Raw genomic sequence first — 14,707 nt, 5'->3', positions numbered from 1 at the left:
CGGCTCAGGGCCGGCCGTAGATCCCGATGCCGAGCTCGACGTCGCTGATCGGGCGCTCGGAGGGCCGGCCGTCCTGGTCGGTCAGGCGCACCGTGAACGAGATGTTGGTGTCGGGGGCGAAGTGGCGGTCCCGCACGGTGCCGTCCGCGGTGGTGCGGTGTCCCGTGAAGCCGCCGTCGGACGTGGCGTCGGGTCCGTAGAGGTAGGCCGCCGGGTCGTCGTACGGCGATCCGCCGGTGCCGCAGGACACCTGGACCACCTGCCAGCCCAGGACGTCGACGGTCACCCACGGCATGCGGGCCCCGCTCCCCACCTTCACCGACGACGTGCAGTGGACGGCGAACTGCACGTCGCTCGGCAGCACCGTGCTGAGGTCGATCCGGCGGTCGCCGGGATCGGCCAGGGCCGAGGAGTGGAGCCGGTAGCCGCCCGCCTCGGGACGGAAGGTGACCTGTTCGCGAGCGGTGGGGGCGGTGGTCGTCCGCCGATCGGCCGGCCGGGGCGCGGAGTCGTCGCCCGCGGGCCGCACCACGGCGGCGACGGCGCCCCCGCCGACGACCGCGACGGCGGCCAGCGCGGCGACGGCGGCCCGCCGTCGTCGTACCGACTGGACGCGGCGGGCGACGGCGGCCGGGCGGGCGGCGAGGTCACCGTCGTCGGGGGTGTGGTCGGCGAGGGTGCGACGGAGGTCGTCGAGGGTGTTCATGCGCGGTCCTCCTCGGTGGTGAGGGCGGGGTCGATGCGCAGCTTCGCGAGGGCGCGGCTGGCCTGGCTCTTGACGTTGCCGACGCTGCAGCCGAGGACGCGGGCGGTCTCCGCCTCGCTGAGGTCCTCGACGTAGCGGAGCACGACGACGGCACGCTGCCGGCGCGGGAGGCGGCCGAGGGCGGTCCACAGGTCGTGGGTCGTGTCGCTGCGGTCGTGCGCGGTGGGGTGTCCACCGCTGGCCGGCTCGGGGAGCTCGTCGGTCGCGCGCTCGCCGTTCCACCTCCGCCGCCACCAGGTCGCGTAGGTGTTGACGAGGATCCTGCGGACGTAGGCCTCCGGGTCGCCGTCGATCCGGCGCCACGCGAACCACGCCTTCGTCAACGCGGTCTGGAGCAGGTCCTCGGCGAGCGCGTGGTCGCGCGTCAGCAGGTAGGCGGTCCGCAGCAGCGCACTGGACCGGGCGCCGACGAAGGCGTCGAAGTCGGCGCGTGCGTCCATCGACCCTCCCGAGGCTGTGCCGGCTCCCTGCACCCGAGGCGGGGACTGCATCGTGTTCACGTGCTCTTCCACCACCCGGGACCCGGGAATGGTTGCACGCCGCCTACCCTGACTTTTCGTGAGCGAGCAGGCGAGCGACGAGTACCTCCGGCTGGCGTCGGCCGACAACTTCCGCGACGTCGCCGGCACCGGCTACGCCACGAGCGACGGCGGCCGCCTGCGCACCGGGGTCTTCTACCGGTCCAACGACCTGCGGCTGACCGACGTCGACCTCGAGGCGCTGCACCGCATCGGCCTCAACACCATCATCGACCTGCGGTCCGCCACCGAGATCGCGCTGCACCCCGACCCCGAGGTGCCCGGCGTGCAGAACCTCCACTTCGACGCCATCGGCATCCCCATCGAACGGCTCTCCAGCCTGACCAGCCGCGCCGAGGCGATCGCGCTGATGGACGAGGTCTACCGCGGCTTCGTCGTCGAGCAGCACTGCCGCACCGCCTTCGGCGACGTGCTCCGCCAGCTCGCCACCGGCGGCCCCCAGCTCTTCCACTGCTCGCAGGGCAAGGACCGCACCGGCTGGGTCGCCGCCCTGCTGCTCCACGTCGCCGGCGTCGACGACCCGACCATCGAGTCCGACTACCTGCTGACCAACGCCCTCAGCGCCGCCTCCCGCGCGCGCGTCGAGGCCGAGATCGAGAAGCACGGCGGCCCCGACCTCGTCGCCGTCTACGAGCCGACGCTCGTCGTCGACATCGAGTACCTCGACGCCGCCTGGGCCGCCGTCGAGGAGCGGTACGGCGACCGGGCGTCGTACCTGCGCGACGGGCTGGGCCTCGACGACGCCGTCCTGGGCCGGCTGCGGGGGCTGCTCCGGGCGGAGTGACGCTGCCTGCAGGTGCGGCTCCTTGCGGTGGCCGGGGTCGCCGCGGTCTGCGGGGTGGCCGGGGTTTGCGTCATACGAATCGAGCGCTGGGGCGACCGCTTCGCATGACGTTGCGGACAGTCCGACGCGGGTGCGGGTGGACGTCATACGAACCGAGCGCTGGAACGACCGCTTCGCATGACGCTGCGGACCGTCCGACGCGGGCGCGGGCGGACGTCATACGAACCGAGCGCTGGAACGACCGCTTCGCATGACGCTGCGGACAGTCCGACGCGGGCGCGGGCGGACGTCATACGAACCGAGCGCTGGAACGACCACTTCGCATGACGCTGCCGACCGTCCGGCGCGGGTGCGGGCGGACGTCATACGAACCGAGCGCTGGAACGACCACTTCGCATGACGTAACGCGCGCGACCCACGGCACGGACGACCCGTCACGCCGCCTTCCGCTGCCGACCCATGTCGAGCGCCCGCGCGATCTGCGCGAAGAAGTCGTCCGGCTGGATCCGGAGGCCGAGCAGTGGCAGGCGCAGCACGATGTCGCCGTCGAGCGCGAGGGCGTTCTGGCGCAAGGCGTCGCCGACGACGTTCTCGGCCCACGCGTGGTGGATGCCGTCGATCTCCACGACGACACCGAGGTCGGGCCAGTGGAGGTCCAGGTAGTACCGGCCCCGCCGGTCCTTGCGCAGCACCTGCTGCTGCGGCGCCGGCAACCCGCGGCGGCGCAGCTCGCGCTTGATGTCGAGCTCGCCGAGCGCGCGGGCGCCGTCGAGCAGGTCGCCGATCGTCACGTGGATGAGGTCGCGGCGACGGTCGCGGCGGATCCGCAGCGCCTCCTCGCCCAGCTGCTGTGGTGTGGCCAGTCCCTGTTGGACGACCATCGTCAGGACCAGGCGCGCCTGCTCGTTGCTGGCGAGCCACAACGCCGCGCGGACGGCGGCGACGGCGACCTTCGTGCGCGGGATTCCGCCGGGTGCCTGGTCGTCAGCGGACCAGCGGCGGGTCTGGCGAACGTTGTAGGAGCGAGTACGACGCACCCGCGCACCTCGCGGGACCGACACCCGGATCCGGTCGACGGTGAACCTCTCGAGGCCGGAGGCGATGAGGCTGGAGGCGCCGTCCAGCTGCGCTCGCGGACCGCCCTGCAGCACGGCCGCCCACTCATGGGCGCGCTGGGTGAGCGGGCCGTTGTGTACGGCGACGACCTGGTCGCTCACCCGCTGCCACCGCCGCGCGCGCAGTGCCGCGCGCACGTCGCTGCGGGTGATGCCCGCCGCGTAGAGCTGCCGCCGCCCGACCACACCGGACTGGTTCCCGGCGAGCTCGTCGACCCGCGCACGTCGTACGTCATCCATGCGCCGTGCGTGCCCGGTGGCCCTCGGGACGACACCGGCTGTCGGCGAGCTGTGGAGAACGGTGGGGACGTCATACGAACCGAGCGTTCCGACGACCACTTCGTATGACGCAAACCCCGGCGACCCACGACGCACACCACAGCGACCCACGACGCACACCACGGCGACCCACCGCGACCACCCACGGCCGAGCCGTCGCGACTCAGATCTCCGGCGGCGCCGGCAGCTGGAAGGGCTGGGTGGGCTCGTCGACGGCCTCGGCGCGCGGGGGCTTGCCGGGGAGGTGCTGCTTGATGACCTTCTCGGTCCTCGGGTCGAGCACGATGTCGTGGGTGTCGCCGTCGCGGCCCTCGAAGCGGACGGCGACCGTCTCGAAGCCCTTGTGGCGCTGCATCTGGGCGTACATCGCGTACGCGCGGCGGTCGGCCTCGGTGAGGTCGACGGAGTCGGTGAACGGCGTGAGCAGCGCACGCGGCCAGAGCCGGCGGGCGAGCACCACGTTGACCTCGATGCCGAGGACGCCCATCACGGCGCCCATGTAGAGCAGGCCCATCAGGCCGAGGACGACGCCGAAGACGCCAGCCATGCTGTTGCGGTCGGCGCTGGCGATGACGTTGGTGACGTAGATCGTCCCGATCCACTGCAGGAGCTGCCACATGACGGCGATGGTGTAGCCGCCGGGAGCGGCCCGGATGACGTTGGCGCGGATCGCACGCGCGGCGGCCATCCGCAGCAGCACGGTCATCGTCGCGCCGAGGATGAGGATCGTCAGCAGGCGCACCAGCCAGTGGAACCAGCCGTGCTGCGAGAGCTCGCCGACGAGGCGGGTCTCGGTGAGGACCGCGGAGCCGACCGAGATCGTGAAGATCACGGTGCCGGCCACGGCGAGGATGAAGAGGCTGTTGACCCGGGTCATCACCGGGTGGGGTCGGCTGTTGCGCGGCACGGCCCACGCGGCGGACTGCACGTTCTGCAGCGCGAGGCCGAGCCCGAGGGCGCCGTACAGGGCGGTCAGCGAGCCCACGATGACACCGCCCGTCGAGCCCTGGATCCCCTCCGGCCGGCCCAGCGCGTCGCCGATGATCGGGAACTGGCCGAGGGCCGAGTCGAGGACCTGCTCCTGCAGCCGCGGGTTGCCCTCGAGGATGAAGCCGAGGATCGACGTGGCGAGCAGCAGGAGCGGGAAGATCGAGAGGAAGGCGTAGAAGGTGAGGATCGCCGCGAGGTAGTTGCCCTGGTCGTCGAAGAACTTGTAGACGACCGCCAGCGGGAAGCCGAACACCGAATTGCGGCGCTGGCCGCGATCGATGTCTCCGACGAGTCCCACAGGCGCAACCTATAACTCCGGGTACGACGACCCGGGGACCACTGCCCTGTTCGGGACCGAGCGGCGCTCAGGCCAGCAGCGCGGCGATGCCGATCGCGACGGGCGCGGAGGCCAGCGTGGTGACGAAGATGGCGTCGCGCGCGAGCAGGATCCCGCGGTCGTAGCGGGTCGCCACGACGAAGACGTTCTGCGCCGTCGGCAGGGCCGACAGCAGGGTCACGGCGAACAGGTCGTGCCCGTCGAGCCCGACGGCGAACCGGCCGACGACGTACGCCGCGACCGGCTGGACGACCATCTTCAGCAGCGACACGGTGGCCAGCGCGCGCGGGGGTACGCCGCGTCCGGGGAGCGGGCCCAGGCGCAGCGCCACGCCGTACGCGAGGAGCATCGCGGGGACGGCCATCCCGCCGACGAGCTCCAGCGGCGCGTGGACGACCTGCGGCAGCTCGGCGTCGGTGACGGCGAGCGCGAGGCCGGCGAAGGACGCGATGGTGAGCGGGTTGGTGACCGGGCGGCGCAGGATCCTGCCGAGGGTCGGCCGCTCCGGGCTGGTCACGACGTCGAGCACCGTCAGCGCGAGCGGCTGCAGGAAGAGCAGCTGCATCATGAGGGCGGGTACGACGAGGGCGGCATCGCCCAGCGCGTAGGCGGCGATCGGGATGCCGAGGTTGCCGGCGTTGACGTAGGCCGAGCAGAGGGTGGCGACGACCGTCGTACCGGCGTCGAGGCCGCGCACGATCGCGATCGCCACCAGCACGCCCCCGCTCACCAGCACCCCGGCCGCCGTCGCGACCAGCGGCCCGGACAGCACCCGCGACGGGTCGGAGTCCTCGAGCACGGTGACCAGCAGCGCGGGGCTGGCGAGGTAGAAGGACGCCAGCGACAGGCTGCGCTGGCCGGCGGCGTCGACGATGCCGAGGTGGGCGAGCAGGGCGCCGAGGGAGATCACGATCGCGATCGTCAGGAACCCCTCGAGCACTCCACCCACACGTCGATCCCACCACCGGCGGCGGCGCTCAGGCCAATCGTGCGCGGAAGCCCTTCCCGCTCGTGGCGGCGTACCGGTAGCGCGAGCGCACGGTCCTGGAGTCGAAGTCGAGCACGCCGCCGACGTCGAAGCGGAAGAGCATCTGCCAGCGGCCGGTGCCCGGGTCGCCGTACGCCGTCACCTGGCTGCCGCGGACCGCCATGCCCAGGCGCGCGCCGGGGCGGGACAGGTCGACGGTGCCGTCGAGGGTGCGCACCGGCTCGGCGCCCTGGGTGATCGACCGGCCACGGTGGCGCAGCTCCCAGCGCACGCCGCGGCGTCGGTGGGAGTAGCGGACGACGAGCAGGTTGTCGGCGTCCTGCGCGACCCCGAGCCGGATCTCGCCCCGGCCGGCCGCGACCAGGCCGGAGGTCGCGATGGTCAGTGCGAACCGGCCCGCGGCGACGTGCTCGGTGCTGCGGCGCAGGCCCGTGCCGGGGAGGGCGTGGAAGCCGCCCGTCGTCGCGACCCGCGCGTAGTCCACGCTGCCCGGTGGCGGCGCGAAGAGGTCGAGCTCGTCGAGGTGCTCGGTCAGCAGGGCGGAGAGTCGCTTGCGGGTCTCGGGGGCGCGCTTCGCGATGTCGGTCGTCTCGGCCGGGTCGGCGACCAGGTCGTAGAGCTCGTCGCGCCCGGTGCGCAGCCGCCGGACCACCTTGAAGCCGCCCTGGCGCACGGCCGCCGAGGGGTGCCACCCGCCGATGTGGTGGGGGTAGGCCCAGAAGAGCGTGTCGCGGCCGCTCGGCGCCTTCGCGCGGATGACCGGCGACAGGTCGATGCCGTCGACGCCCTTCGGGGTCGTGCCGTGCGCGAGCGCGGCCGCCGTCGGCAGGATGTCGATGGTGCTGGCGAGCTCGGACGTCACCCGTCCGCCGGGGGCCTGGCCCGGCCACCACGCGACGAGCGGCACCCGGATCCCGGCCTCGTACAGCTCGCCCTTGCCGCCGCGCAGCGGCCGGTTGGCGGGACGGTTCTGGCCACCGTTGTCGCTGGTGACCAGCAGCAGGGTGTTGCGGGCGATGCCGAGGTCCTTCAGCGTCCGCACGATCCGCCCGACCTGGGTGTCGACACTCTCCAGCATCGCCGCGAGCGTCGGCCGCGCGCCCGGCCCGCCCGCACCGGGCTTCGCGCGGTACTTCTCGACCAGCGCCGACTTGCCCCGCAGCTTGGTGTGGACCGCGTAGTTGGCGACGTGCAGGAAGAACGGCTGGTTGCGGTGACGCCGGATGAAGCCGACGGCCTCGAGGGCGAGCCGGTCGGTGAGGTACTCGTGCGAGGTGCGGCCCGGGACCCCCGGCAGGAACTCGTACGGCGCGAAGTAGTCCCCGCCGCCGATGTAGCGGTGCTCGGAGAGGATCACCTCGTCGAAGCCGTGGGCGTACGGGTTGCCCGGCCGCGACCGGTAGTGCCCGTGGTAGGTCTCCGTCAGGTGCCACTTGCCGATGTGGCCGGTGGTGTAGCCGCGCGGCTTGAGCACCGAGGGGATGCCGGGGATCCGCGGCGACAGGTGGAGGTCGCTGGCCGCGCCCTCACCCCGCAGGTAGTCGGTGATCCCGGTCCGGCCCGGGTAGCGGCCGGTCACCAGGGCCGCCCGCGTCGGGGAGCACAGCGGGGCGGCGGCGTACGCCTGGGTGAAGCGGACACCCTCGCGCGCCAGCCGGTCGATGTGCGGCGTCTCGTTGAACCGGTTGCCGTAGCAGCCCAGCTCGTCCCAGCCGAGGTCGTCGATGGAGACCACGATGACGTTGGGCCGGTCGACCGCCGGGCGGGCGGCCGTCGGGCGGGCGGCCGTCGCCGGGGTGCCGGTGACGGCCTCGGCGAGGCCTGCTCCCACGACCGGGGTCAGCGCGCCCGCACAGCCGACGGCTGCTCCGCGCAGCACGGTACGGCGGGTGGCGGGCACGGCGGTCGTCGTCATGCCGGAGATACTACATAGACTTACTCGACTTAAAGCGCGGGGCCCCTCGCCGTGGGACGAGCTAGTCGCCCTGCTGCTCCCGGCGCTCCTCGTCGCGCCGCTGGGCCTCGTACCGGCGCCGCTGCTCCTCGGCCCGCTCGCGGACCTTGCGCAGGAAGTCCTCGTCCTTCTCCGGGTCGGCCGCCGCGAACCGACCCCGCCGCTCGTACTCGGGGAAGCCCGGCGCCGCGCCCTGGCCGCGGGTCAGCGGCCGCTCGTGCTGCGGACGCCCGGCGATGATCCACGCGATCGAGCCCGCGAGCGGGAAGAACAGCACGATCAGCAGCCACCACGACTTCGCGAGGTTGCGCACGCTGTCCTCGCGGGAGGTGATCACCTCGACGAGGCAGTAGAGCCAGAGCAGGCCGACGAGGGCGAAGGGCAGGAAACGCATGGCGGGATCATGCCTGTTGGCGGGCGGGCTCGTGCCAGTTTCACCGGCCGGCCGGTGAAACTCGCGTGCTTGAACGACGAAACTCACGGTTGGACGACGAAACTTCATCGTCCAACCGTGAGTTTCTCCGGCCGGCCGGTGAAACTCCCAACGGCTTCTCAGTAGCTCTTCGGCAGCCCCAGCGAGTGCATCGCCACGAAGTTGAGGATCATCTCCCGGCTGACCGGCGCGATCCGCCCCAGCCGTGCTGCGACCAGCATGTTGCCCAGGCCGTACTCCTGGGTGAGCCCGTTGCCGCCGTGGGTGTGGACGGCGACGTCAGTGGCGTTGCAGGCGACCTCGCCGCCGGCGTACTTGGCCATGTTGGCGTACTCGCCGGCGGTGAAGTCGTCGCCGGCGTCGTACAGCGCGGCGGCCTTCTGCCAGAGCAGGCGGGCCTGCTCGAGCTCGATCTTCACCTTGGCCAGCGGGTGCGCGATGCCCTGGTGGGCGCCGATGGGCTGGTCCTTCCAGACCGAGCGCTCCTTGGCGTAGGCGACCGCCTTGTCGAGGGCGAAGCGGGCGAGGCCGCACGACATGGCGCCGCCCATGATCCGCTCGGGGTTGAGGCCGGCGAAGAGCTGCCACAGGCCGCCGTCCTCGTCGCCGACGAGCGCGTCGACGGGGACCCGGACGTCGTCGAGGAAGAGGGTGAACTGCTTCTCCGGCGCCTGCCACGACATCGGGATGACCTGCTTGGTGAAGCCCTCGGCATCCGTCGGTACGACGAACAGGGCCGGCTTGAGCTTGCCGGTCTTGGCGTCCTCGGTGCGCGAGACGATGAGCACCGACTGGGCCTCGTCGACGCCGGAGATGAACGTCTTCTGGCCCTTGAGCACCCAGTGGTCGCCGTCGCGGGTGGCGGTGGTGGTGATCTGGTGGGAGTTCGAGCCGGCGTCGGCCTCGGTGATGCCGAAGGCCATCAGGTGGGTGCCGTCGGCGATCGACGGGAGCCAGCGCTGCTTCTGCTCCTCGGTGCCGCAGCGGGCGATGATCGAGCCGCAGATCGCCGGTGAGACGACCATCATCAGCAGCGGCGCACCGGCCGCGGCGGACTCCTCGAGCACGGCCGCCAGATCGGACATGCCGCCGCCACCGCCGCCGTACTCCTCGGGGATGTTGACGCCGAGGAAGCCGTTCTGGCCCATCTCGAGCCACATCTCGGTCATCTTGCCGCCCTCGCGGGCCTGCTTCTCGACGTACTCGCGGCCGTACTTGCCGGCCAGCTTCTTGACCGCCTCGCGCAGGGCGACGCGCTCCTCCGGCTCGGTGAACATGGTCTGGGTCATCGGTTCTCCTCCTCCGAGCCGGCCGCCTCGGCGGGCTCCACGATGGCGAGCACGACGCCCGCCTCGACCTGCTGCCCGGCGCTCGCCGACAGCTCGGTGACGGTGCCCGCGTAGGGCGCCGCGATGGTGTGCTGCATCTTCATGGCCTCCATCACGAGGATGGCCTGCCCTTCCTGTACGACGTCGCCGACCGCCGCGCGGACCGCGATCACGCTGCCCGGCATCGGCGCGAGCAGGGAGCCCGCGGCGACCTGCGTCGAGGGGTCGACGAAGCGCGGCACGATCCGGAGGGTGGCGCCACCCCGCGGGCCGTCCACGAGCACGGCCGTCTCCAGGACCCGCACGTCGTAGCGGCGGGTCACCCCGTCGAGCTCCACGACGACCTCGTGCGGCGTCGCGCTGACGACCACCACGTCGTCGCGGTCGGCGCTGCGGTAGCCGTCGCGGCCGCCGTACCAGCGGACCTCGACCTCCTCGGCGCCCACACCGAGCCGCGTCGTGCGCGGCCCGGCGTCGACGTTGCGGAAGCCGGCGGGGATCCGCGACTGCACCTTGGCGCCGAGGCGTCGGTGCTCGGCGAGCGCGACCGCGCCCACGAGGGGCAGCAGGTCGTCGTCGGTCGGCGGCTGGAGCGTCTCGGGGTGGTCGCCGTAGAAGGACGTGGCCACGCCGGTGACGTCGAGGAAGGCCGGGTGCCGCAGCGACGCGACCAGCTGGTCGCGGTTGGTGGTGAGGCCGTGGATCCGCGCCCTCTCGAGCGTCCGGGCGAGGGCCCGCGCCGCCTGCTCGCGGGTCGGTGCCCAGGCGATCACCTTCGACAGCATCGCGTCGTAGAAGGTGCCGACCTCGTCGCCCGACTCGAAGCCGGTGTCCAGCCGGATGCCGAACCCGTCGAGCGCGAACGTGTCGTCGTGCTCCAGCTCCAGCTCCAGCAGGCGCCCGGTCTGCGGGGCGTAGTCGGCCGCGGGGTCCTCGGCGTAGAGGCGCACCTCGATGGCGTGGCCCTCCGGCTGCGGGTCGACGGCGGGCAGCGGCCGGCCCTCGGCGACGGCGACCTGCAGCTCGACCAGGTCGACGCCGTACACCTGCTCGGTGACAGGGTGCTCGACCTGGAGGCGGGTGTTCATCTCGAGGAAGTAGAAGCGCTCTGTGTCGGCGTCGTAGAGGAACTCGACGGTGCCGGCACCGCGGTAGTCGATCGCCTCGGCGGCCTTGCGGGCGGCGTCGTGCAGCGCCTCCGCGACCTCCTCGGTGAGCCCCGGCGCGGGAGCCTCCTCGACGACCTTCTGGTGGCGGCGCTGCAGCGAGCAGTCGCGCTCGCCGAACACCAGCACGCCGCCCTTGCCGTCGCCGACGACCTGGACCTCGACGTGGCGGCCCCGCTCGACGTAGGGCTCGACGAAGACGGTGCCGTCGCCGAACGCCGACTCCGCCTCGGACGACGCCTTCTCGACCTCGCCCGCGAGGTCGGACAGCGCCCGGACGACGCGCATGCCGCGGCCGCCGCCGCCGGCCGACGCCTTGACCAGCAGCGGCAGGTCGTCCTCGGTCGCGGTGTCGACGGTGAGGTTGCCGAGGACGGGGACGCCCGCGGCCTCCATCAGCTTCTTGGACTCGATCTTCGAGCCCATCCGGTCGATCGAGTCCGGGTCGGGGCCGATCCAGGTCAGGCCCGCGTCGGCGACCTGCCGGGCGAACGCCGCGTTCTCGGACAGGAAGCCGTAGCCGGGGTGGATGGCGTCCGCGCCGGACCTCCGCGCCGCCTCGATGACGAGCTCGCCGCGCAGGTAGGTCTCGGCCGGCGTGTTCCCCGGCAGCCGTACGGCGGCGTCCGCCTCCCGCACGAAGGGCAGGCCCGCGTCGGCGTCGGAGTGGACCGCCACCGTCTCGATGCCGAGGCGGCGGGCGGTACGGAAGACGCGGCGGGCGATCTCGCCGCGGTTGGCCACAAGGATTCGGGTGATCATCGGCTCGCCCCTACATGCGGAAGACGCCGAAGTTCATGGCGCCCTCGATCGGCTGGTTGTCGATGACGGACAGGCAGATGCCCAGGACCGTCCGGGTGTCGCGCGGGTCGATGACGCCGTCGTCGTACACCATCCCGGAGAGGACGTAGGGCAGCGACTGCTCCTCGATCTGCTGCTCGACCATCTCCTTGATGCCCGCAAAGCCCTCGGCGTCGAAGGGCTGGCCCTTCTTCTCCGCGGACTCGCGCGCGACGATCTCGAGCACGCCGGCCAGCTGCGCGGGGCCCATGACCGAGGACTTCGCGGACGGCCAGGTGAAGAGGAAGCGCGGGTCGTAGGCGCGGCCGTTCATGCCGTAGTTGCCGGCGCCGTACGACGCACCCATGATCACCGTCAGGTGCGGCACCTTCGAGTTGGAGACCGCGTTGATCATCATCGCGCCGTGCTTGATGATGCCGCCCTGCTCGTACTCGGCGCCGACCATGTAGCCGGTCGTGTTGTGCAGGAAGAGCAGCGGCGTGTCCTTCTGGTTGGCCAGCTGGATGAACTGGGCGGCCTTCTGGGCCTCCTCGCTCATCAGCACGCCGCGCGCGTTGGCGAGGATGCCGACCGGGTGGCCGTGGATCTGCGCCCAGCCGACGCACAGCGCCGAGCCGTAGAGCGGCTTGAACTCGTCGAAGGGCTGGCCGTTGCCGGCGCTCGTGCCGTCGACGATGCGCAGGATCGCCTCGCGCGGGTCGAAGGGCTCCTTGAGGTCGGTCGGGATCAGGTCGAGCAGGTCCTCGGGGTCGAGGTCCGGCTCGGCGTAGTCGACCGCCGGCGGCGTCCCGGCCTTGCGCCAGTTGAGCCGGGCGACGGTACGACGGGCGAGCCGGATGGCGTCGTACTCGTCGACCGCGAGGAAGTCGGAGGAGCCGGAGATCCGCGAGTGCATCTCGGCGCCGCCGAGGGTCTCGTCGTCGGACTCCTCGCCGGTCGCCATCTTCACCAGCGGCGGGCCGGCCAGGAAGACCTTGGCCTGCTCCTTGACCATGATCACGTAGTCGCTCATGCCGGGGACGTAGGCGCCGCCCGCGGTCGAGTTGCCGAAGACCACCGAGATGGTGGGCTGCTTGCGGGCGCTGGACCGGGTCAGGTCGCGGAAGCCGCGCCCACCGGGGATGAAGATCTCCTTCTGGGTGGGGAGGTCGGCGCCGCCCGACTCGGTGAGGTTGATCGACGGGAGGAAGTTCTTCTCGGCGATCTCGGCCGCCCGGAAGGACTTCTTCAGCGACCAGGGGTTGAGGGCGCCGCCCTTCACCGTGGGGTCGTTGGCGATGATCATGCACTCGACGCCCTCGACGACGCCGATGCCCGTGACGAGCGAGGCCCCGACCGCGAAGTCGCTGCCCCAGCCGGCCAGCGGCATCAGCTCCAGGAAGGCAGAGCCCTCGTCGACGAGCAGCTCGATCCGCTCGCGGGCGGTGAGCTTGCCGCGCTCCTTGTGGCGGGCGATGTACTTGCCGCCGGCCTCGACCGCCTTGGCCTGCTCGGCGTGCAGCGAGGCGAGCTTCTCCTCCATGGCCGTACGCCGCAGCTGCTCGGGCGTCTGCTCCTCCGCGACCGCCTCGGTCTCCGTCGTGGTCATGCCTCCACCACCGCCTTCATCCTCTCGAGGGTCGTGCGCATGCCGCGCTCGTTGGTCTTGCTGCGCAGCCGGCCCAGGAGGAGCCAGTAGCCGCGGATGTACCAGGCCGGGGTGAGCCGGAAGTACTCGGTGACGCGGGTGCCGCCGTTCTCCGGAGCCATCCGGTAGCCCCACGTGTTGATGGCGTTGTCGTCGAGGCCGACGGCGAACTCGAAGACCGCCTGGCCGTTGCTGCCCGGCTCGACGCACTTCGTGACGGTGCAGGGCGTCCAGTAGACGGGCCCGACGCCGTTGCGCTTCACGTGCCCCTTGAAGCGCGCACCGACCGCGGGGCCGGTCGCGCCGTGGGTCCACTGCGCCTCGAAGGTCTCGGGGGAGAACTCCCCGATCCGGGTCACGTCGCTGACCAGCGCCCACACGTCCTCGACCGGCGCCTTCATGTGCACGCTCACCTCGCCGCCGAGCGGCTTGAGGAGGCTCATCAGGAGTACCCCAGCAGCTTGGCCGCGAGGTCGGTGAGGACCTCCGTCGCGCCTCCACCGATCGGCAGCAGCCGGACGTCGCGGTAGTGCCGCTCGACCTCGGACTCGCGCATGTAGCCCATGCCGCCGTGCAGCTGGACGGCCTGGTCGGCCACCCACACGGCGGTGTCGACGGCGGTCTGCTTGGCGAGGCAGGCCTCGGCGATGACGTTCTCGCCGGCGACGTACCGCTGCGCGACCTCGAGGGTGTAGCCGCGGGCGACCGCCACCTGGCGGTGCATCTCGACCAGCTTGGCCCGCACGACCTGGTTCTTCACCAGCGGCTTGCCGAAGGTCTCGCGGTCCTTGCAGTACTGCACCGACAGGGCCAGGCAGCGCATCGCGTGGCCGTAGCCCATCAGCGCGAGGAAGATCCGCTCGGTCACGAAGTTCTCGGCGATGTAGTAGAAGCCGTGGTTCTCCTGGCCGACCAGGTTGCCGACCGGGACCCGCACGTCGACGTACGACAGCTCGCCGGTGTCGGACGCCAGCCAGCCCATCTTGTCGAGCTTGCGGGAGACGGTGAAGCCCGGCGTCCCCTTGGGTACGACGATCATCGAGATGCCGTGCGCGCCGGCCTCGCCGGTGCGCACGGCCGTCGTCACGAAGTCGCCGCGGACGCTGGAGGTGATGAACGTCTTCGCGCCGTTGATCACCCAGTGGTCGCCGTCGCGGACCGCGCGGGTGCTGATGCTGGCGACGTCGGAGCCGGTGCCCGGCTCGGTGACGGCCATCGACCCGATCAGGTCGCCGCTCAGCGTCGGGCGGACCCAGGTGTCGATGAGCTCCTGGGAGCCGTTCTGGATGATGTGCGGGATCGCGATGCCGTGGGTGAACGCGCTCGCCATCGCGCCGCCGGACCACCCGGCCTCCATGAAGCCCTCCTGGGCCGCGCAGATGTCGAGCAGGGTGCCGCCGTCGCCGCCGACCTCCTCCGGGACGCCGACGCCGAGCAGGCCCGCGTGGGCGAGCTTCTTCTGCAGCTCGCGGGGCAGCTCGCCGTCCTTCTCCCACTGGTCGAGGTGCGGCGTCACCTCCCGCCGGGTGAACTCGATCGCGCTCTGCTTCAGCGCCAGCTGCTCGGGCGTCCAGCCGTGGTTGAAGGTACTCATCGGGGT

The 14,707-nt window shown here is 71.9% G+C and carries 13 protein-coding genes; 1 reads left to right on the top strand and 12 read right to left on the bottom strand.

Annotated features, from left to right (window positions below; genetic code table 11):
- Nucleotides 1-4: 4 nt before the first annotated feature.
- Together BJ993_RS11165 and BJ993_RS11160 are read right to left on the bottom strand one after the other, a co-directional pair.
- On the bottom strand, nt 5-706 hold the full coding sequence (locus BJ993_RS11165; RefSeq protein ID WP_179648860.1) for a hypothetical protein: 702 nt from the start codon (nt 704-706) through the stop codon (nt 5-7).
- Nucleotides 703-1,206, bottom strand: coding sequence for a SigE family RNA polymerase sigma factor (locus tag BJ993_RS11160; RefSeq protein WP_179648859.1), 504 nt, complete (start codon nt 1,204-1,206; stop codon nt 703-705). Before BJ993_RS11160 ends, BJ993_RS11165 begins: the two co-directional genes overlap by 4 nt.
- 118 nt (nt 1,207-1,324) lie before the next feature.
- Between BJ993_RS11160 and BJ993_RS11155 the strand changes: the two genes are divergently transcribed.
- Nucleotides 1,325-2,089, top strand: coding sequence for a tyrosine-protein phosphatase (locus BJ993_RS11155; RefSeq protein WP_179648858.1), 765 nt, complete (start codon nt 1,325-1,327; stop codon nt 2,087-2,089).
- 434 nt (nt 2,090-2,523) lie between these two features.
- On the opposite strand, the gene BJ993_RS11150 is transcribed toward BJ993_RS11155, so the two are convergent.
- From BJ993_RS11150 to BJ993_RS11105, 10 genes are all read right to left on the bottom strand, one after another.
- Entirely contained in the window at nt 2,524-3,444 is a 921-nt protein-coding gene (locus tag BJ993_RS11150) for a putative endonuclease domain-containing protein (RefSeq protein WP_179648857.1), read from the bottom strand.
- A gap of 202 nt (nt 3,445-3,646) precedes the next feature.
- Nucleotides 3,647-4,771, bottom strand: coding sequence for a YihY/virulence factor BrkB family protein (locus tag BJ993_RS11145; protein ID WP_051932033.1), 1,125 nt, complete (start codon nt 4,769-4,771; stop codon nt 3,647-3,649).
- A 67-nt stretch (nt 4,772-4,838) separates the two neighbouring features.
- Nucleotides 4,839-5,759, bottom strand: coding sequence for an AEC family transporter (locus tag BJ993_RS11140; protein ID WP_179648856.1), 921 nt, complete (start codon nt 5,757-5,759; stop codon nt 4,839-4,841).
- Between the two features lie 28 nt (nt 5,760-5,787).
- Nucleotides 5,788-7,713, bottom strand: a complete 1,926-nt coding sequence (locus tag BJ993_RS11135; RefSeq protein WP_179648855.1) for a sulfatase — start codon at nt 7,711-7,713, stop codon at nt 5,788-5,790.
- Nucleotides 7,714-7,774: 61 nt separating this feature from the next.
- Nucleotides 7,775-8,146, bottom strand: coding sequence for a PLD nuclease N-terminal domain-containing protein (locus BJ993_RS11130; protein WP_036543659.1), 372 nt, complete (start codon nt 8,144-8,146; stop codon nt 7,775-7,777).
- A 158-nt stretch (nt 8,147-8,304) separates the two neighbouring features.
- Complete coding sequence (locus BJ993_RS11125) at nt 8,305-9,474, bottom strand: acyl-CoA dehydrogenase family protein (protein WP_036543661.1); 1,170 nt, start codon at nt 9,472-9,474, stop codon at nt 8,305-8,307.
- Nucleotides 9,471-11,441: an acetyl/propionyl/methylcrotonyl-CoA carboxylase subunit alpha gene (locus tag BJ993_RS11120; RefSeq protein WP_179648854.1), complete on the bottom strand. Its 1,971-nt coding sequence runs from the start codon at nt 11,439-11,441 to the stop codon at nt 9,471-9,473. The genes BJ993_RS11125 and BJ993_RS11120 overlap by 4 nt, the downstream gene beginning before the upstream one ends.
- Nucleotides 11,442-11,451: 10 nt before the next feature.
- Complete coding sequence (locus BJ993_RS11115; protein WP_179648852.1) at nt 11,452-13,068, bottom strand: acyl-CoA carboxylase subunit beta; 1,617 nt, start codon at nt 13,066-13,068, stop codon at nt 11,452-11,454.
- A complete protein-coding gene (locus BJ993_RS11110) occupies nt 13,065-13,550 on the bottom strand; it encodes an SRPBCC family protein (RefSeq protein ID WP_179648850.1) in 486 nt (161 codons plus the stop codon). Before BJ993_RS11110 ends, BJ993_RS11115 begins: the two co-directional genes overlap by 4 nt.
- Nucleotides 13,550-14,701, bottom strand: coding sequence for an acyl-CoA dehydrogenase family protein (locus BJ993_RS11105; protein ID WP_179648848.1), 1,152 nt, complete (start codon nt 14,699-14,701; stop codon nt 13,550-13,552). The genes BJ993_RS11110 and BJ993_RS11105 overlap by 1 nt, the downstream gene beginning before the upstream one ends.
- Nucleotides 14,702-14,707: the final 6 nt, after the last annotated feature.

Source organism: Nocardioides aromaticivorans (genome assembly GCF_013408525.1).
GTDB lineage: Bacteria > Actinomycetota > Actinomycetes > Propionibacteriales > Nocardioidaceae > Nocardioides > Nocardioides aromaticivorans.
The sequence above is the reverse complement of the archived record's forward strand: the minus strand, read 5'-3'. Positions and strand labels throughout refer to the sequence as shown.

Bases quoted from the DNA above. Each gene is read 5' to 3' on its own strand.
- BJ993_RS11165 (WP_179648860.1), bottom strand. From the start codon at position 706: ATGAACACCCTCGACGACCTCCGTCGCACCCTCGCCGACCACACCCCC.
- BJ993_RS11160 (WP_179648859.1), bottom strand. From the start codon at position 1,206: ATGGACGCACGCGCCGACTTCGACGCCTTCGTCGGCGCCCGGTCCAGT.
- BJ993_RS11150 (WP_179648857.1), bottom strand. From the start codon at position 3,444: ATGGATGACGTACGACGTGCGCGGGTCGACGAGCTCGCCGGGAACCAG.
- BJ993_RS11135 (WP_179648855.1), bottom strand. From the start codon at position 7,713: ATGACGACGACCGCCGTGCCCGCCACCCGCCGTACCGTGCTGCGCGGA.
- BJ993_RS11130 (WP_036543659.1), bottom strand. From the start codon at position 8,146: ATGCGTTTCCTGCCCTTCGCCCTCGTCGGCCTGCTCTGGCTCTACTGC.
- BJ993_RS11125 (WP_036543661.1), bottom strand. From the start codon at position 9,474: ATGACCCAGACCATGTTCACCGAGCCGGAGGAGCGCGTCGCCCTGCGC.
- BJ993_RS11120 (WP_179648854.1), bottom strand. From the start codon at position 11,441: ATGATCACCCGAATCCTTGTGGCCAACCGCGGCGAGATCGCCCGCCGC.
- BJ993_RS11115 (WP_179648852.1), bottom strand. From the start codon at position 13,068: ATGACCACGACGGAGACCGAGGCGGTCGCGGAGGAGCAGACGCCCGAG.
- BJ993_RS11110 (WP_179648850.1), bottom strand. From the start codon at position 13,550: ATGAGCCTCCTCAAGCCGCTCGGCGGCGAGGTGAGCGTGCACATGAAG.
- BJ993_RS11105 (WP_179648848.1), bottom strand. From the start codon at position 14,701: ATGAGTACCTTCAACCACGGCTGGACGCCCGAGCAGCTGGCGCTGAAG.